The following is an 18,428-nucleotide window of genomic DNA, read 5'->3' on the forward strand; positions in this document are numbered from 1 at the left end:
CGTGAGGGTCCGGCGGCCCCGGCGCGTGGCTATCCGGTGTGGCCGGGGAAGAAGGCCGTCGTGGCGCCGGCGGTCTCGCCGCCGTCCACGACGAGTTCCTGGCCGGTGATGAACCGGGCCCCGTCCGACGCCAGATAGTGGAAGGCGGCGGCGATCTCCTCCGGCAGGGCGTGCCGCCGCGCCGGGATCCGGGCGTTGACCTCGTCCAGCATGGCCGGGGTGTACTCCGCCTCCTGCATCGGCGTGAGCACCGCCCCCGGGGTCACGCACGCGGTCCGGACCAGCGGGCTCAGCTCCATGGCGAAGGTCTGGCAGAGCGAGGCGACCCCGGCCTTGGAGGCGTTGTAGTCCGCGTAGAGCGGGTAGCCGCGCGAGCCGTTGACGGACGCGGTGGCGAGCAGCACGCCGTGGCCCTGGCGGACCATGTGCCCGGCGGCGTGCCGCCACAGCGCCAGGACGCCCATGAGGTTGACGTCGAGGGTCCTGCGCGCCTCGGCCTCGGTGAGTTCGAGGACGCCGTGGCGGATGCTGATCCCGGCGTTGGCGATGACCACGTCGAGGCGGCCGGTGGAGTCCTGGACGGCGGCGACGGCCTCGCCCACGGCGTCCCAGTCGGCCACGTCCACGTCGAGCCACCGGACGCCGGGGACCTCGCCGTCCGGCTTCGCCACGTCCAGGTTGACGACGTGGTCGCCGTCCAGCGCGAAGCGGGCGGCGACCGCCCGGCCGATGCCGCTGGACGCGCCGGAGACGACGACCGTACGGCCCCCGGTCACAGGATGACCCGGTGGCTGTCCGTGGTGGACGTGCTCAGGCCGCGTCGCAGGTTGCGGCTGACCAGCTGCTTCTTCAGCCAGCGGTCGGTGCCGTCGTAGCGGGCCCGGAACGAGCGGCGGCCGTGCGCGGCCAGGTAGTTGTCCACGACGAGCAGGGAGCCCTGCTCCACGACCACGTCCTGCTGGACCCGTTCCAGCTCCTCCATGAGCCGGTCCAGGGCGGCGACGGCCCGGGGGTCGTCGCCCACGCAGCGCATGAAGGGCCGGTCGATGCGCAGGTACGGGCTGAGCCGGTCGCCGAGCAGGACGGCGCTGGGCACCGGCCGCTCCAGCATCCGGCGGGCCTCGGCGAGCGCCGGGTGGTGCGGGTTCCACGCCTCCAGCTGCCGGATGTGCTCGGTGTCCGGGAGGATGTGGAAGCTCTCGGAGGCGAGGATGCCGCGGTCCTCGTCGGAGAGCCGGATGTCGCGGACGGAGGCGACGATGGTCGGCACCCGGTCGTGGTTGCGCAGGCCGAGCAGCATCAGGTAGTCGCAGCGCTGCGGGTGGAAGCCGTCCTCGGTGTGGAACTCCAGGAGCGATGCGCTGCCGTAGCCGCTCTGGTTCTCCTCGTCGCCCGCGATCGGCAGGACGTTCTGGACGAGCCGGCCCTGCTGGAGGGTGGCCCAGGCGAAGGGCTCGCCGAGCACCATGCCGCAGAGGGCGAGGGCGAGTTCCTGGTCGAGGGCGTTCTTGACGGTGATCGCCTCGCTCCAGTGCGCGGGGGTCGCGCCCAGGGCCTCGTCGTCCACGGGGAAGCCGTGGACCAGGCAGGCGGCGGACTGCTCGGTACGCCGGAAGTCCTCCAGGAAGGCGCGCAGCCCGGTCGGCAGGACCTCGACGGCCTGCCAGGAGTGGTCGTAGAAGTCGGGGAACGACGGGTCGCCCGCGCTGTCGCGCAGCGAGGCGAGCCCTTCCCCGAGCTCGGCGGCCTCGCGGCCGGTGAGGGTGTACGCGGTGACGCTCTCCAGGACGGTCATCGGACGCTCCCCTCGGTGGCGGCGACCAGGCTCTTGGGCCGCATGTCGGTCCAGTTGGCCTCGATGTACGCGAGCGCCGCCGCCCGGTCGGACTCCCCCAGCGCGGTCGTCCAGCCGGCCGGGACCTCGGCGAAGGACGGCCACAGCGAGTGCTGCCCCTCGTCGTTGACGAGAACCATGAAGGTCCCCTCCTCGGCGTCGAACGGATTCGACATCGTCGTGTCCTCTCTCTGGCCGGCCGGGGCCGGTCGGGTCCGGTCCTGTTGCGGCCCCGTCGGCCGCGGGTGGTGCCGCCCTCGGACCCGGCCGAGCAGGGTCCCTGCCGGGTCGTCGTGGGGCGTGTCCCCGGCTTGCGCCGGGGAGGTCTCAGGCGGAGTCGTCGTCCCACTCCGCGGTGAACTCGTCCAGCTCGTCCTGGTCCAGGGCGACCAGGGGCACTTCGGGGGCGGCGGCGGGCTGCCGGGCCTCGGAGTCGAGCCGCTTGGCCAGCGCGGCCAGACCGGCCACGGTGCGGCCGGCGAACACATCGCGCGGGGCGATCTCGTACCCGGCCTTGCGCGCCCGGGTGACGAGCTGGATGGAGGTGATGGAGTCGCCGCCCAGGTCGAAGAAGCTGCTGTCCGCGCCCGCCCGGTCCACCTGAAGGACGTCCTGGAAGAGCGCGCAGAACAGCTCCTCCGCCTCGCCGCGCGGGGCGCGCCCGGTCGCGGCGGCGCTGAAGTCCGGGGCGGGCAGGGCGTTCCGGTCGAGCTTGCCGCTCGGGGTGACCGGCCAGGTGTCCAGCTCGACCACGGCGGCCGGGACCATGTAGTCCGGCAGCACCGCGCCGACCCGCTCCCGCAGGGCCGCCGGGCTGACCTGCTGGCCCGGTGCGGCGACGACGTACCCGACGAGGCGCCGGATGCCGGGGGCGTCCTCGCGGGCGACGACGACGGACCGGGCCACGGAGGCGTCGGCGGTGAGCGCGGCCTCGACCTCGCCGGGCTCGATGCGGAAGCCGCGCACCTTGACCTGCTCGTCGCCGCGGCCCAGGTACTCCAGCTGCCCGTCGGCGGTCCACCGGGCGAGGTCGCCGGTGCGGTACATCCGGGTGCCGGGGGCGCCGTACGGGTCGGCGACGAAGCGCTGTGCGGTGAGCGCGGTGCGGCCGAGGTAGCCGCGGGCGAGCCCGGCACCGGCGATGTGCAGTTCGCCGGGGACCCCGGGCGGGACCGGGCGCAGCGTCTCGTCCAGCACGTAGACGCGGCTGCCGGCGACCGGGCGGCCCATGGGCGGGGCGGTGCGCCCGGCCAGGGGTGCGCTCATGGTGGCCATGACGGTGGACTCGGTCGGCCCGTACGCGTTGACCATGCGGCGCCCGGCGGACCAGCGGGCCACCAGGTCGGGCGCGCACGCCTCGCCGCCGACGACGAGCGTGACCCCTTCGGGCAGCCCGCCCTCGGGGACCACGGCCAGCGAGGACGGCGGCAGCAGCAGGCAGGTCACCCCGTACCGGACGACGGTGTCCACGAGCGGCTGCCCGGGGAGGAGTTCACCGGCCGGGACGACGACGGCGCAGGACCCGGTGAGCAGCGCGGTGCACAGTTCCCACACGGAGGCGTCGAAGCTCGGCGAGGCGTAGAGCAGGACCTTGCCGAGCGGCTTGGCGTCCAGCCCGTCGGCCTGGGCGGCCATCATCGAGGCGAGCCCGGCGTGGGTGACGAGGACGCCCTTCGGGGTGCCGGTGGAGCCCGAGGTGTAGATGACGTACGCGGCGGACGCCGGGCGCAGCGGGCCCGTCCGGTCGGCGTCGGTCAGCTCGGCGTCCGAGGTGCCTTCGGGGACCGTCAGCTCGTCCACGTACAGCCGGGTGGGTCCGCCCTCCTCGGCGGGCAGGCCCTCGGCGGCCTCGCGGGTGGTGAGGACGAGGTGCGGGGCGGCGTCGCGGAGCATGAACGCGACCCGGTCCGCCGGATAGGTGACGTCGAGCGGCAGGTAGGCGGCGCCCGCCTTGAGCGCGGCGACGATCGACACCACGGAGTCCGTCGAGCGCGGCATGGCGACGACGACCAGCCGCTCCGGTCCGGCGCCGTGGGCGGCGAGGACGCGGGCCAGGCGGTTGGCGCGGGCGTCGAGTCCGGCGTACGAGAGGGTGCCGCCGGGTCCGGTGACGGCGGGGGCGTCCGGGCGGGCGGCGACCTGCCGGGCGAACAGCTCGGGGAAGGTGGCCGGGGTCGCGGTCCGGGCGTCGGCTCCCCGGTTGGGCTCGGCGACCAGGCGGTCGAGCTCGGGCGCGGAGAGCAGGCCGATGCGGCCCGTCGGCAGGTCCGGGGTGGTGACGAGGGCGTCCAGGACGCGGCCCACCACGGCGAGCAGGTGGTCCGCCTCGTCGTGCGTGAACAGGTCGCCCCGGTAGTTCAGTTCGAGGCTCAGGCGCTCGCCGGGCACGACGACCAGGCTGAGCGGGTAGTGGGTGGCGCCGGGTGCGGCGGTGTCGTCCACGGAGATCCGGAGCCCGGGCACCTGCTCCTGGACGGCGGCGCGGTCGACCGGGGTGTTCTCGAACCCGAGGACGGTGTCGAAGAGTTCGCCGTGGCCGGCGCTCTGCTGCACGGCCGCCAGGGAGACGTGGTGTGCCTCGCCGAGGGCGGCCTGCTCGTCCTGGAGCCGGGCGAGGACGCCGGTCAGGGTCTGGCCGGGCTCCCAGCGCACCCGGACCGCGATGGTGTTCATCAGCATGCCGACGACGGACTCGGCGCCGGGAAGCTGCGGGGCGCGTCCGGCGACGGTGGCGCCGAAGACGACGTCGCGCCGGCCGGTGAGGCGGCCGAGGGCGACCGCCCAGGCGTACTGGAGGACGGTGTTGAGGGTCAGCCCGTGGGCGCGGGCGGCGGCGGTGAGCGCACGGGTCGCGTCGGCGCCGAGGCGGTGCGCGACGAGGTCCGGGACGACGGCGGCGGCCGCGTCGGCACCGGGGGCGACCAGGGTCGGCCCGTCGAGCCCGGAGAGGGCGTCCTTCCACAGCCGCTCGCCCGTACCGTCCAGGGAGGCGAGCCATCCGAGGTGGTGGCGGTACGGGGTGACGGCCGGCAGGGACGCGGCGGCGCCGCCGTTCGCGTACAGCTCGAAGAGGTCGCGGAACATCAGGGGCAGCGACCAGCCGTCGAGCAGGATGTGATGGTGCGTCAGTAGAAAGAGGTGGCGGTCGTCGGCGAGCTTGACCAGGGTGACCCGCACCAGCGGCGGTTCGGCCAGGTCGAAGCGGCGGACCCGGTCCTCGGCGAGCAGTGCGGCGACCCGGTCGCGCTGGGTCTCCTCGTCGAGCCCGGTGAGGTCGATGTCCGTCCAGGGCAGGGCGACGGCGGCGGGCACCACCTGCACGGCGGCCCCGCCGGCCGGGCGGACGAACGCGGCGCGCAGGTTGTCGTGCCGGGCGAGCAGCGCCTCGCAGGCGGTCCGCAGTACGCCCGGGGCCAGCTCTCCGGCGAGGTGCAGGGGGCGCTGGGTGTTGTAGACGTCGACGCCGTCCTCGGCGAGCAGGGCGTGGAAGTGCATGCCCTGCTGGAGCGGGGTGAGCGGCAGGACGTCCAGGTGGCCGGGGAAGTCCCGGTCCAGTTCGGCCCGTTCGTCGGCGCCGAGGGTGACGAGCGGCCCCTCCGGCGGTACGAAGGAGGGCTCGGCGTCGGCGGTCGCGGCGGCGGTGGCCAGCGCGGCGACGGTGCGGTGGGTGAAGACGTCCTTCGGGGTGAGCACGAGGCCCGCCTTGCGCAGCCGGGAGACCAGCTGGAGGGAGAGGATCGAGTCGCCGCCCAGGTCGAAGAAGCTGTCGTCGGCGCCGACGCGTTCGACGTGCAGCACCTCGGCGAACAGCGCGCACAGCAGCCGTTCCCGGTCGTCCTTCGGCGCCCGGCCACCGGCGGCGCCCGCGAACTCCGGGGCGGGCAGGGCGCGGCGGTCCAGCTTGCCGTTGATCGTGAGGGGCAGCTCGGGGAGCGTGACGACGGCGGCGGGCACCAGGTGCGCGGGCAGCACCCCGGCGAGCCGGCCGGGCAGCCCGGCGAGGTCGGCGGACGCGTCGGCGGGCACCACATAGGCGACGAGGCGCTTGACGCCCGGCCGGTCCTCGCGGGCCACGACGGCCGCCCGGGCCACGGCCGGGTCGGCGGCGCAGACCGCCTCGATCTCGCCGGGCTCGACGCGGAAGCCGCGGATCTTGACCTGGTCGTCGGCGCGCCCGGCGAACACCATCGTGCCGTCGGGCAGCCACCGGCCGAGGTCGCCGGTGCGGTACATGCGGGCGCCGGGCGCGCCGAAGGGGTCGGCGACGAAGCGTTCGGCGGAGAGCCCGGGGCGGCCGAGGTATCCGCGGGCGAGGCCGGCTCCGGCGATGTACAGCTCGCCCTCCGTACCGGCGGGGACCGGGCGCAGCCGGGCGTCCAGGAGGTAGACGCGGGTGTTGTGGGCGGGGCGGCCGATGGCGGGGCGGTCGCTGTCGCCGGTACGGCAGAACATCGCGTCGACGGTGCACTCGGCGGGGCCGTACAGGTTGTAGCCGTTCAGGCCCTCGGTGGCGCGCAGTTCGTCCCACAGGTCGTCGCCGACGGCCTCGCCGCCGAGCGCGAGCGTGGTCGGGCGGTGACCCCCGGCAGCGAGGCCGAGGAGCCCTGCCGCCAGGAGGGAGCGGGCGAAGCTGGGCGTGGTGTCGAGGACGTCGACGCGCCGCTCGGTGACGTACGCGGTCAGCGCGTGCGGGTCCTTGCGGGTCTCGTCGTCCACCAGGTGCAGTTCGTGGCCGCCGGTCATCCACAGGAGCTGGCTCCAGGACGCGTCGAAGACCAGCGCGTTGGTGAGCGCGACCCGCAGCTGCCGGCCGCCGGCCGCCTCGGACTCCGGCGCGAAGAACCGGTCCCGGTGGCTGTGGAACATGTTCACCAGGGCGCGGTGCTCGACCGCGACGGCCTTGGGCGTGCCGGTGGAGCCCGAGGTGGAGATGGTGTACGCGAGGTGCGCGGGCAGCAGCGGGGCGGTGCGGTCGGCGTCCGTGAGGTCGGCGTCGGAGGGCGCCCCGGCACCCCCGTCGAGCCGGTCCGCGAGGGCGTCCAGGGAGAGCCGGTCCGGGCCGCCGTCCGGGAGCCCGGCCGCCACGGCGTCCGTGGTCACCAGGAGGACCGGCGCGGTGTCGGCGAGCAGCGCGGTGATCCGGGCGGCCGGGTACTCCGGGTCGACCGGCAGGTAGGCGGCGCCGGCCTTGAGCACGGCGAGGATCGCCACCACGGTGTCGGCGGTGCGGGGCAGCGCGAGCGCGACGAGGGTGTCGGGGCCGGCGCCCCGGGCGGCGAGGAGGCGGGCGAGCCGGTTGGCGCGGGCGTTGAGCGCGCCGAAGGTGAGGGCCTGCCCGCCGCCGACGAGGGCGGTCGCGCCGGGCGTCGCCCGCACCTGCGCCTCGAACACGTCGGGGAGCGTGGCGTCGGGGACCTCGCGGGCGGTGTCGTTCCAGGTGTGGAGGGTGCGGCGGCGCTCCTCCTCGGTGAGGAGGTCGACGCGGCCGGCGGGGGTGTCCGGGGCGGAGACGAAGCCTTCGAGGAGCAGCCGGAGCCGGCCGAGGAGGGCGGTCGCCGCCTCGGTGTCGAAGAGGTCCTGGCGGTGGTTGAGTTCGAGGCGCAGTTCGTCGCCCGGGTAGACGGCGAGGCTGAGCGGGTAGTGGGTGCCCTCGTGGGCCTCGTGGCCGGTGGCCTCCACGATGGCGATGGCCATGCCGGGGATCGCCTTGGACGCGGCCAGCGGGTCGATCGGGAAGCTCTCGAACGCGACGGTGGTGTCGAAGAGTTCGGTGTGCCCGGTGGTCCGGTGGATGTCGGCGAGGCCCAGGTAGTGGTAGCCGCCGAGGCGGGCCTGCTGGTCCTGGAGCCGGGCCAGCATCGCGGACAGCGGCTCGTCCGGGTCGATGCGCAGCCGGGCCGGCACGGTGTTGATGAGCAGGCCGACCATGTGGTCGACGCCCGGGATCTGCGGCGGGCGGCCCGCGACGGTGGCCCCGAACACGATGTCGTCGCGCCCGGTGAGCGAGCCGAGGAGCAGCGCCCAGGCGCCCTGGACGACGGTGTTGAGGGTCAGCCCGCGCTGCCGCCCGGCCGTGGTGAGCGCGGCGGTCAGCTCGGCCGGCAGGTCCGCGATGACGCGCTGCTGGCGGCCCGGGGTGCCCGCGGTGGCCGCCGGGGCGACCAGCGTCGGTTCGCCGAGGCCGTCCAGCGCCTCGGCCCAGGCGCGTTCGGCCTCGGCCCGGTCCTGGGCGTCGAGCCAGCCCAGGTAGTCGCTGAACGGGACGACCGCTTCCAGGTCCGGCAGGCCCGCGTCGCCCCGGGCGCGCCGGTAGAGGCGGAAGACGTCGCGCAGCACGATGGGCAGGGACCAGCCGTCGACCAGGATGTGGTGGTGGGTGATGACCAGGACGTGGCGTTCGGCGCCGAGGCGGACGAGGGTGAAGCGGACGAGCGGGGGCCGGGCCAGGTCGAAGCGGCGTTCGCGGTCGGCGGCGAGGAGCCGGGTGAGCCGGGCCCGCTGCTCGGACTCGCCGAAGCCGCTGAGGTCGCTCTCCTCCCAGGGCACCTCGACGGCGCGGGCCACGGCCTGGACGGCCTGTCCCGAGCGGCGTTGCAGGAAGCCCGCGCGCAGACCGGAGTGGCGTTCCAGGAGCTGCCCGCAGGCGCGCTTCATGGCCTGCGCGTCCAGGGCCCCGGCCAGCTCCAGGGGCGTCTGCATGTGGTAGAAGTCGACGCCCTCGGTGTCGTAGAGAGCGTGGAAGAGCATGCCCTCCTGCAAGGGGGACAGCGGCAGGACCGCTTCCAGCGAGGTCTGCTTCACTTCGAGTTCTCCCATTGGGCTTCGAGCTCTTCGAGCTCGTCCAGGTCGAGCGGGACGAGGGGCTGCTGGGCGGGGGTCCAGGCGCCCTCGCCCGCCGCGACGTCCGTGGCGTGCGGAGCGAGCGCGGCGACGGTCTTGTGCGTGAACACGTCGCGCGGGGTGAGGTCGAGCCCTTCGGTGCGGGCGCGGCCGGCCAGCCGGATCGACATGATCGAGTCGCCGCCGAGGCCGAAGAAGTCGTCGTCGATCGAGACCCGTTCCAGGTCGAGCACTTCGGCGTACAGGCCGCAGAGCAGGGTCTCGCGGGCGTCGCGCGGTTCGCGTCCGGCGGGGGCCGCCGAGGATTCGGGCACGGGCAGGGCCTTGCGGTCCAGCTTTCCGTTCGGGGTCAGCGGCAGGGCGGCGACCTCCATCAGGACGGACGGGACCATGTAGCCGGGCAGTGCGGCGGCGAGGTGTTCCCGGAGCGCGTCCGCGTCGAGGGGCCCCGCGGCGGGGACGGCGTACGCGACGATGCGCGGGGCCCCCGCCCGGTCCTCCCGGACGATGACGGCGGCGCGGGACACCGAGGCGTCGGCGGTGAGCACGGTCTCGATCTCGCCGAGCTCGATGCGGTGGCCGCGGATCTTCGTCTGGTGGTCGGCGCGGCCCAGGTACTCCAGCTCCCCGTCGGCCCGGCGGCGGCCGAGGTCGCCGGTGCGGTACATCCGGGTGCCGGGCGCGCCGTACGGGTCGGCGACGAAGCGCTCGGCGGTGAGCCCGGGCCGGCCCGCGTAGCCGAGGGTGACGCCGGGCCCCGCGATGCAGATCTCGCCGCTCACCCCCGGGGGCACCGGCCGCAGCCGGGCGTCGAGCACGTACACCCGCAGGTTGGAGGCGGGGCGGCCGACGGGCACGGCGGCGGGTTCGGCGCCCGCGAGCGCCAGGTGGCTCGTGGAGTAGACGGACACCTCGGTCGGCCCGTACAGGTTGTGCAGGGCGGCCCCGCTCACGGCGCGGAACCGTTCCACCAGGCCGGAGGTCATGGCCTCGCCGCCGCAGAACACCCGCCGCAGCCCGTCGCAGCGGTCCGCGCCCGGCTCCTGGACGAAGACCTCAAGCGTGGACGGGACGAACTGGGCGACGGTGACCTTCTCCCGGCGGATGAGGTCGGGCAGGTACCCGGGCCGGGTGTGACCGTCGGGCTCGGCGATCACGACGGCGGCGCCGGTGATCAGCGGCCAGAAGATCTCCCACACCGAGGGGTCGAAGCTCATCGAGGTGCGCTGGAGGACCCGGTCGCCGGGGCCGAGCGGGAACGCGTCCTGCATCCAGTGCAGGTAGTTGGCGACCCCGGCGTGCGCCACGACGATGCCCTTGGGGCGGCCGGTGGAGCCGGAGGTGTGGATGACGTAGGCCGGGTGCAGCGGCAGCGGGCGGTCCGGGGCCGGGCGGTCGGTGGCCGGGGCGCCCGAGGTCAGCGCCGCGTAGTTGGCCGGGTCGATGACCAGGACCGGGTCGGCGTCATCGATCATGTTGCGGACGCGCTCCGCCGGGTACTCCGGGTCGATCGGCAGGTAGGCGGCCCCGGCGCGGTGGACGGCGTGCAGGGCGACGATCAGCTCGGTCGAGCGCGGCAGGCTCACCCCGACGACCCGCCCGGGCCCGGCCCCCTTGGCCACCAGCGCGGCGGCGAGGCGGCCGGCCCGTGCGTCGAGTCCGGCGTACGTGACGGTCTCGGCGCCGCAGACGACGGCGACCGCGTCCGGGGTGCGGGCGGCCTGCGCCGCGAACAGCTCGGGCAGGGTGGCGTCCGGGAAGGCCCGGTCCGGGCCCGCGCCCGCCGCGAGCGCCCCGGCCGTCTCCTCGGCGGTGAGCAGGGAGATCCCGGCGACCGGCCGGTCCGGGTCGGCGGCGAACGCCGCGAGGGCGAGCCGGAGCCGGGTGAGGACGGCGTCCGCCTCGGCCGCGCCGTACAGGTCGGCCCGGTAGGTGAGTTCCAGGCGCATCCGGTCGCCGGGGGCGGCGATCAGGCTGAGCGGGTAGTGCGTGGCGCCGGTGGCGTCGGACTCCTCGACGGTGATCCGCAGTCCCGGGACGGCCCGGCCGATGGACGCGCGGTCCACCGGGGCGTTCTCGAAGACCGTGCTGGTGTCGAAGAGTTCGGGCATCCCGGTCAGCCGCTGGAGCGCGGGCAGGCCGAGGTGGTGGTGCCCGGTCAGCGCGGCCTGCTCCGCCTGCACGGTGGCCAGGAGCGCGGCGAAGGACTGCGCGGGGTCGACGCGCACCCGGACCGGGACGGTGTTCATCAGCATCCCAACCATCTCCTCGACGCCCGGGAGCAGGGGCGGCCGGCCGGAGACGGTGGTCCCGAACACGACGTCGTCGCGGCCGGTCAGCAGCGCGAGGAGCAGCGCCCAGGCGCCCTGGACCACGGTGCTGGTGGTCAGGCCCCGGGTGCGGGCGGCCGCGCCCACCGCCCGGGTCAGCTCCTCGTCCAGCTCGGTGACGGCGAGGGCCGGGGCGCCGGTGGCGGCCTGGGCGCCGGGGGCGACGAGGGTCGGCTCGTCCAGGCCCGCGAGGGCGGTGCGCCAGGCGTCCTCGGAGGCCGTACGGTCCTGGGCGGCGAGCCACCCGAGGTGGTCGGAGACCGGGACGGCGGGCGGCAGCGCGGACCCGGCGCCGCCGTCCGCGTACAGCAGGAACAGGTCCCGCAGCACCAGCGGCAACGACCAGCCGTCGTACAGGATGTGATGGTTCGTGAGGACGAGCAGGTGCGTGTCCGGGGCGGTGCGCACGAGGCCGAAGCGGATCAGCGGCGGCGCGTCCATCGGGAAGCGGCGGGCCTTGTCCGCGGCGAGCAGCCCGCTCAGCGCGGCGGCGCGCTCCGGCTCGGCCAGGTCCGCGAGGTCGTGGAACGCCCAGTCCGGTTCGAGGCCGCCGCAGATCACCTGCACGGGCAGCCCGGACCCGGCGCGGTCGAAGGCGGCGCGCAGCGCGGGGTGCCGGTCGAGCACGCCCCGGCAGGCGCGGCGCAGCGCCTCGGTGTCGAGCGGCCCGGCGAGCCCGAAGACCTTCTGCACGTTGTACGGGTCGGGGCCGGCGTCCGCGTCGCCGTCGCGGAGGGCGGCGCCGGAGTAGAAGGCGTGGAAGAGCATGCCCTCCTGGAGCGGGGCGAGCGGGAGCAGCGCCTCCGCGTTCCGCCCGGCCCAGCGGGCGCGCAGGGCGGCGGCCTCCTCGGGGCCGACGGGTTCGGGGACCGGCGGGGCGCCGGCCGGCTCCTCGCCGGGGGCGTCGGTGCCCGCCGCGTGGGCGGCCATGGCGGCGACCGTGCGGAGGCTGAAGACGTCCTGCGGGGTGAGGCCGATCCCGGCGCGGGCGGCGCGGGTGACGAACTGGACGGCCACGATCGAGTCGCCGCCCAGGTCGAAGAAGTTGTCGTCGATGCCCACGGCGGTGGCGCCGAGGAGTTCGCCGATCAGCGCGCACAGCAGGCGCTCGCGGTCGTCGCGCGGGGCGCGGCTCTCGGCGGCGCCGGCGAACTCCGGTGCGGGCAGGGCGTTCCGGTCCAGCTTGCCGCTCGGGGTGAGCGGCAGCGCGTCGAGCACCACGACGGCGGCGGGCACCATGTACTCGGGGAGCCCGGCGGCGGCCAGCTCCCGCAGCGCGGCGGGCTCGGGCACCGCGCCGGGGCGGGGCACCACGTAGGCGACGAGGCGGCGCACTCCGGGGGCGTCCTCGCGGACGACGACCGCGGCGTGCCCGACGGCCGGGCCGGCCGCGAGGACCGCCTCGATCTCACCGGGCTCGATGCGGAAGCCGCGCACCTTGACCTGGTCGTCGCCGCGCCCCAGGTACTCCAGCTCGCCGTCGGGCGTCCAGCGCGCGAGGTCGCCGGAGCGGTACATGCGGGCGCCGGGCTCGCCGTACGGGTCGGCGACGAACCGCCCGGCGGACAGGCCGGGGCGGCTCAGGTAGCCGCGCGCCAGGCCGGAGCCCGCGATGTAGACCTCGCCGGCCACGCCCGCCGGGACGGGGCGCAGCGCCTCGTCCAGGACGCGTACCCGGGTGCGGTGCACGGGGCGGCCCATCCGGGGCACGGTGCGCCCGGCGAGCGGGTCGCTCATGGTGGTGATGACGGTGGATTCGGTGGGCCCGTAGGCGTTGACCATGCGGCGCCCGGGCGACCAGCGCTCCACGAGGTCGGGCGGGCACGCCTCGGCGCCGACGACCAGGGTGACGCCCGGCGGGATCGAGCCCTCGGCCATCACGGACAGCGCGGAGGGGGCGAGCAGCAGGCAGCTGACGCCGGTCTCGGCGATCAGGGCGGCCAGGGCGGGCCCGGGCCGGAGCCGTTCGGCGGGGGCGACGACCGCGCAGCCGCCGGTGAGGAGCGCGGTGCACAGCTCCCAGACGGAGGCGTCGAAGCTGGGCGAGGCGAACATCAGGACGCGCTCGCCGGGCCGCAGCGCGAGCCGGTCGGCCTGGGTGGACGCGAGGGCGGCGATCCCGGTGTGCGGGACCAGGACGCCCTTGGGCCGCCCGGTGGACCCGGAGGTGTAGATGACGTACGCGGTGTGGCCGGGGCGCAGGGGCGCGGTGCGGTCCGCGTCGGTGAGGTCGCTGTCGTCGGCGTGCGGTGCCAGGGACGCCTCGTCCAGGACGAGTTCGTCCAGGAAGAGGTCGCCGACGAACAGCTCGTCCAGGAACAGTTGCTCGGGAAGGTCCGCGAGACCGGTGAGCCGGGCGGCGGCCGCGCGGGTGGTGAGCATCAGGGCGGGGCGGGCGTCGTCCAGCATGTACGCGATGCGCTCGGCCGGGTACGACACGTCGACCGGCAGCTGCGCGGCGCCCGCCTTCAGGACCGCCAGGACGCCCACGATCGCCTCCGGTGAGCGGTCCATGGCGACGGCGACCCGGGTGCCGGGCCCGGCGCCCTTGCGGGCGAGGAGGCGGGCCAGCCGGTTGGCGCGGGCGTTGAGCCGTTCGTACGAGAGCGTGGTCTCCCCCGCCCGTACGGCGTCGGCGTGCGGGGTGGCCCGGGCCTGCCGCTCGAACAGCTCGGGGAAGGTGGCCCCGGCGTCCGGCCGGCCGGTGTCGTTCCACTCCACGAGGACCCGTTCGTGCTCGGCCGGGCCGAGGAGCGGGACGCGGCCGATCGGGAGGTCGGCGGGGGCGGTGGCCAGTGCGGTGAGGTAGCGCAGGAAGCGGTCCTGGTGGGCGGCGAGTTCGTCCTCGGTGTAGCGGTCGGCGGGGGCCTCGAAGTCGATGGCGGCGCCCTGCCCGGTGCTCTGGGGACGGACGCTGATGTTGAGGTCGGGGACCGGGCCGCCCTGGAGGGTGCGGGCGTAGGTGGGGTGGCCGCCGAAGAGCAGGTCGCCGCTGCCCGGGATGATGTTGACCTGCACCCCGAAGAGGTGGCCGCCGCTGCCGACCAGCTTCAGGTCGCGCCGCAGGTCGTCGTACGGGTAGTTCTGGTGCTCCAGGAGCTCGGCGAGCCCCGACGCGACCTGGCGCAGCAGCTGGGAGCGGGTGGTGGCCGGGTCGATGGTGAGCCGCAGCGGGAGCTGGTTGGCCATCATGCCGGGGTTGTTGCGGGCGATGTCGGTGCGCCGGGCCGCGACCGGGACGCCGATGGTGAGGTCGCGCTGCCCGGTCATGCCGTGCAGATACGCGGCGACCGCGGCGAGCACCGGGACCGTCCAGGTGGTCCGGGCCTCGCGTCCGGCGGTGCGGAGCGCGGCGAGCGCGGATTCGGGGAGCTCGGCGGTGCGGGTGGGCAGCACCTCTCCGGCCCGGCCCGGCACCGTGCGGTCGGACAGGGTCGCGGTCTCCGGCTGCACCGCGAACCGGTCGAGCCAGTAGGCGCGGTCGCGGGTGAAGCGGTCGGACGCGCGGTAGGCGGCCTCCTCGGCGACCAGCTCGGCGAGGGTGTTCAGCGGGGCGCCCGCGGACTCCTCACCGGCCGCCTCGGCGGCGTACAACTCGGCCACCCGGCGCGTGAAGAGGACGCTGCCGAAGCCGTCGATGAGGATGTGGTGGCAGCGCTTGTACCAGATGAAGTGCGCGTCCCCGAGCTTCAGCAGCACCTCGTTGAAGAGCGGGTCGCGGACGAGGTCCAGGGCGGTGTGCCGGTCCTCGGCCATCCAGCGCAGCGCCTCGGCGTGCGGGTCCGGCCGGCCGGAGAGGTCGATCTCCCGTAGCAGTTCGCCGGCCTGCGCGACGGCCTTCTGGTACGGGCCCTGGGGGCCCTCGCCGAAGGCCACGTCGAAGGTGCCGCTCTCGACCTCGGCGCGGCGGACCGCGCGCCGGAGGACGCCGGCGTCCACCGGGCCCCGGATCTCCAGGTAGTCGGCCAGGTTGAACGTCGAGGTGGGCGAGGCGAGCCGGTGGGCGAACCAGACCCCGCGCTGGGCGGCGGTCAGCGGAAACGGGGTGCCTTCGGTGACGAGCGGAGTCATCGGACGACGACCACCTTCCCGGCGCGTTCCAGCGCGCCTCGGTCTGGTGCCCTGGGCCGGATCGCGGGGTGTTCGGTGCGGTCCGCAGGGCGGGACGTCCGGCGGTCGTGGGGCGCCGGGGCGACGGCGGGCGCGGCCGCCCCGGGGCGTGCGGGGCGGCGACGGCAGGGTGTCGACGGGCCGGCGCCATGGCATCGATGCTCGCCGAACGCACGTGCGGTCACCAGGAAAGCGACCGGCAACCGGCGGCGCCGGCTGCCGGTCGGCCGCCGGGGCGAGTTACCGGATTCTTGCCTGGAAGGGGCCCGCCGCCGCTCGGCATGATGCGCAGCAATGCCCGCAGAGGCTGAGAGGACCACTGCCTTGACCCGTCCCGAGAGCTATCCCGACCGCGCCCTGCTGGAGTGGCTGACCGACGCGCCGGCCGACCGTGGGCTCCACTTCGCCGGATCCCGTGACAGCTGGGACTTCCACTCCTACCGGTCGCTCGCCCGGCTGACCCTCAGCACGGCCGCCGCGCTGCGCGCGCACGGGGTGCGGCGCAACGACGTGGTGGTCGTGGTGCAGCGTTCCAGCGCCGGTTTCGCGGCCAGCCTGTTCGGCGCGCTCGCGGCCGGGGCGACACCGTCCTCGATCGCGCCGCCGTTCGCGTTCCAGCGGAGCGAGGACTACCAGCGCCACGTCGACCACCTCTTCCGCACGGCGGCCCCGGCCCTCACCCTCTGCGACGAGGACTCCTTCGAGGCGGTCAGCAAGACGTGCGCCGGGCTCGGCATCCGCCAGCCGGTGCTCTTCGAGGAGCTGGTACGCGACGTGGAGCCGGCCTCCGCCCCGTACCCGCTGCCGGACCACGCGCTGATCCAGTTCACCTCCGGGTCGAGCGGCTTCTCGCGCGGGGTGCGGGTCGCGTCCGACGCGCTGCGCGCCAACGTCACCGCGACGCGGCGCCGACTGGGGTGGCGGCCCGAGGACGCCGGCATCAGCTGGATGCCCGTGCACCACGACTTCGGCCTGACCGGCTGCCTGATCAACATGGTGGTCACCGGGTCCGACGGCTGGCTGATGCAGCCCGAGCACTTCCTGCGCGACCCGGTCCGCTATCTGCGCTGCATGAGCGAGAACCGGATCGGCCTGACCGCGATGCCCAACTTCGGCCTGGCGTACATCCTGCGCCGGGTCCGCCCGGCCGCCCTGGAAGGCATGGACTTCAGCGCCCTGCGGTCGGTCAGCCTGGGCGCCGAGCGCATCGATCCGGACGCCCTGGAGGCGGTCGAGGCGCTGCTCGGCCCGTACGGCTTCCGGCGCGGCGTCTTCACCCCGGCGTACGGGGGCGCGGAGGCCACCCTCGGGGTGACCGGTCTGGCCCCGGACGAGGGCTGGACGGCCTCGGCGCCGGACGGCGAGGACGGGCGGCCCGGCACGGCCCGGATCGTGGGCTGCGGACACCCGATGGAGGGCGTCACGGTCTCCGTGCTGGACGAGGACGACAGCCCCGTGCCCGACGGCACCGTGGGCGAGATCGTCGTCGGCGGGACCTCGGTGCGCGGCAACAGCTATGTCGGCGACGCGGGTTCGGCGTCCGGGACCAGCCTGGCTTCGGGCGTGCTGCGCTCGGGCGACGCCGGGTTCCTGCGGGACGGGCAGCTGTTCGTCCTCGGCCGGCTCGGTGACGGCATCAAGATGAACGGCAAGATGGTCTTCGCGGAGAGCCTGGAGGGCCGGCTGCACGAGCTGGGCGTCACCGAGCGCCGGGCGGCCGTGCTGCTGGGCTTCCGCGACGGGGTCGCGACGGCCGCCGTGGTCATGGAGGGCGCGAAGCCGGAGTGGGACGAGGTCGCCCGGGAGGTCGTCACGGAGTCGCTGCCCGACGCGGAGCTGCTGCTCGTCCACGTCCGCCGCAGCGGCCTGGCGGTCACGTCGAGCGGCAAGCCGCGCCGGCGGCTGATGTGGAAGCAGCTGTGCGACGGCACACTCGCGGACACGGCGGTCTGACCCGTACGCGGGCACACGTGAAGGGGGCCGGTCGGCGACCGGCCCCCTTCAGCCGCGTTCAGGTGCGGAACGCGAGCACGACGTTGTGGCCGCCGAAGCCCGCCGCGTTGGACAGGGCCGCGAGGTCGCCGGCCGGCAGCGCGCGGGGCACGGTGCGCACCACGTCCAGCGCGATGGCGTCGTCCAGGTCGGCCAGGTTCGCGACGGGCGGGGCCGTGCGGTCGCGCAGGGACAGGACCGCGGCGAGCGCGCCCAGTGCCCCGGAGCCGCCGATCAGGTGGCCGGCGGCCGACTTGACGGCCGAGACGGCGTAACCGGACTCCCCCAGCACGTGGTTGAGCGCCCGGCTCTCCGCGATGTCGCCCTGCGGGGTCGACGTGGCGTGCGCGCTGACGTGCGCCACGTCCGCCGGGGTCAGCCCGGCGTCCGCGAGTGCCTTGCGCAGGGCGCTCGCCAGACCGAGCCCGTCCGGTTCGGGCCGCACCATGTGGTGGGCGTCCGCGCTCACCCCGGCCCCCGCCAGCTCGCAGTAGACCCGGGCGCCCCGGGCCCGGGCGTGCTCGGCGGACTCCAGGACGAGGACGGCGGCGCCCTCGCCGAGGACGAAGCCGTCGCGCTGCTTGTCGTAGGGGCGGGAGGCGCCCGCCGGGTCGTCGTTGCGCCGGGACACCGCGTGCATCGAGGCGAAGGCGGTGAGCGTCAGCGGGCCGATGACGGCCTCGCCGCCGCCGACCGCGACCACGTCGGCGCGGCCCAGCCGGATCATGTCCAGGCCCGCCGCGACCGCCTCGGCCCCGGCCGCGCAGGCCCCCGCCGGGGAGTGCGCGGCGGCGCGGGCGTTGAGCGCGAGGCTGACCGCCCCGGCGGCGCCGTTCACCATGACCATGGGCACGGTGTACGGGGAGATGGCGCGCTCCCGTCCGGTGCGCAGCTGCTCCTGGGCGCGCAGGAGGGCGCCGACGCCCCCGATGCCGCTGCCCATGACGACGCCGACGCGCTCGGCGGGCGGCTGCCCGTGGTCACCGGCCGGGCCGCGGAAGCCGGCGTCCCGCCACGCCTCCTCGGCGGCGACGCACGCGAACCGGGCGGCCCGGTCGAGCCGGCGGGCCCGGGTCCGGTCCAGGACGGTGTCGGGTTCGACGGCGGCCCGGGCGGCGATGCGGGCGGGCAGCCCGTCGGCCCAGGTCTCGGTGAGGGCGCGGGCGGCGGACCGGGCCGCGACGATGCCCTCCCAGGTGCTGGGGGCGTCGCCGCCCAGCGGGGTGGTGGCGCCGAGGCCGGTGACGACGACCTCGGGCAGGCGCGTACGGGCGACGGGCATCGGCGGCCCTCTCCTTCCGCTTCGGGGCGGGCCCCGACAG

7 protein-coding genes are annotated in these 18,428 nt (G+C 75.6%); 1 reads left to right on the forward strand and 6 read right to left on the reverse strand.

Annotated features, from left to right (window positions below; genetic code table 11):
- Positions 1–29: 29 nt before the first annotated feature.
- The 5 genes from OG867_RS13250 to OG867_RS13270 form a co-directional block, all read right to left on the reverse strand.
- The gene (locus OG867_RS13250; protein WP_328901606.1) at positions 30–776 is read right to left on the reverse strand and encodes an SDR family oxidoreductase; all 747 of its coding nucleotides are present in this window, start codon (positions 774–776) and stop codon (positions 30–32) included.
- Positions 773–1,795, reverse strand: a complete 1,023-nt coding sequence (gntD, locus tag OG867_RS13255) for a guanitoxin biosynthesis L-enduracididine beta-hydroxylase GntD (RefSeq protein ID WP_328901605.1) — start codon at positions 1,793–1,795, stop codon at positions 773–775. The genes OG867_RS13250 and gntD overlap by 4 nt, the downstream gene beginning before the upstream one ends.
- On the reverse strand, positions 1,792–2,010 hold the full coding sequence (locus tag OG867_RS13260; RefSeq protein ID WP_328901604.1) for an MbtH family protein: 219 nt from the start codon (positions 2,008–2,010) through the stop codon (positions 1,792–1,794). The genes gntD and OG867_RS13260 overlap by 4 nt, the downstream gene beginning before the upstream one ends.
- A gap of 151 nt (positions 2,011–2,161) precedes the next feature.
- Complete coding sequence (locus OG867_RS13265; protein WP_406285271.1) at positions 2,162–8,650, reverse strand: amino acid adenylation domain-containing protein; 6,489 nt, start codon at positions 8,648–8,650, stop codon at positions 2,162–2,164.
- Positions 8,632–15,075 carry an amino acid adenylation domain-containing protein gene (locus OG867_RS13270; RefSeq protein WP_406285273.1) on the reverse strand — a complete coding sequence of 2,148 codons (6,444 nt, stop codon included), beginning with the start codon at positions 15,073–15,075 and terminating at the stop codon, positions 8,632–8,634. Before OG867_RS13270 ends, OG867_RS13265 begins: the two co-directional genes overlap by 19 nt.
- Positions 15,076–15,438: 363 nt before the next feature.
- Between OG867_RS13270 and OG867_RS13275 the strand changes: the two genes are divergently transcribed.
- Entirely contained in the window at positions 15,439–17,067 is a 1,629-nt protein-coding gene (locus OG867_RS13275) for an AMP-binding protein (protein ID WP_328901601.1), read from the forward strand.
- Positions 17,068–17,125: 58 nt separating this feature from the next.
- Here OG867_RS13275 and OG867_RS13280 read toward each other — a convergent pair whose 3' ends face one another.
- Positions 17,126–18,388, reverse strand: a complete 1,263-nt coding sequence (locus OG867_RS13280) for a beta-ketoacyl-[acyl-carrier-protein] synthase family protein (RefSeq protein ID WP_406285275.1) — start codon at positions 18,386–18,388, stop codon at positions 17,126–17,128.
- Between the last annotated feature and the right edge of the window lie 40 nt (positions 18,389–18,428).

The sequence above is a fragment of the Streptomyces sp. NBC_00209 genome, assembly GCF_045206345.1.
Classification (GTDB): domain Bacteria; phylum Actinomycetota; class Actinomycetes; order Streptomycetales; family Streptomycetaceae; genus Streptomyces.

Excerpts from the sequence above, each read along its gene's own strand:
- gntD (WP_328901605.1), bottom strand. The coding sequence starts at position 1,795 with ATGACCGTCCTGGAGAGCGTCACCGCGTACACCCTCACCGGCCGCGAG.
- OG867_RS13260 (WP_328901604.1), bottom strand. The coding sequence starts at position 2,010 with ATGTCGAATCCGTTCGACGCCGAGGAGGGGACCTTCATGGTTCTCGTC.
- OG867_RS13265 (WP_406285271.1), bottom strand. The coding sequence starts at position 8,650 with ATGGGAGAACTCGAAGTGAAGCAGACCTCGCTGGAAGCGGTCCTGCCG.
- OG867_RS13270 (WP_406285273.1), bottom strand. The coding sequence starts at position 15,075 with ATGACTCCGCTCGTCACCGAAGGCACCCCGTTTCCGCTGACCGCCGCC.
- OG867_RS13280 (WP_406285275.1), bottom strand. The coding sequence starts at position 18,388 with ATGCCCGTCGCCCGTACGCGCCTGCCCGAGGTCGTCGTCACCGGCCTC.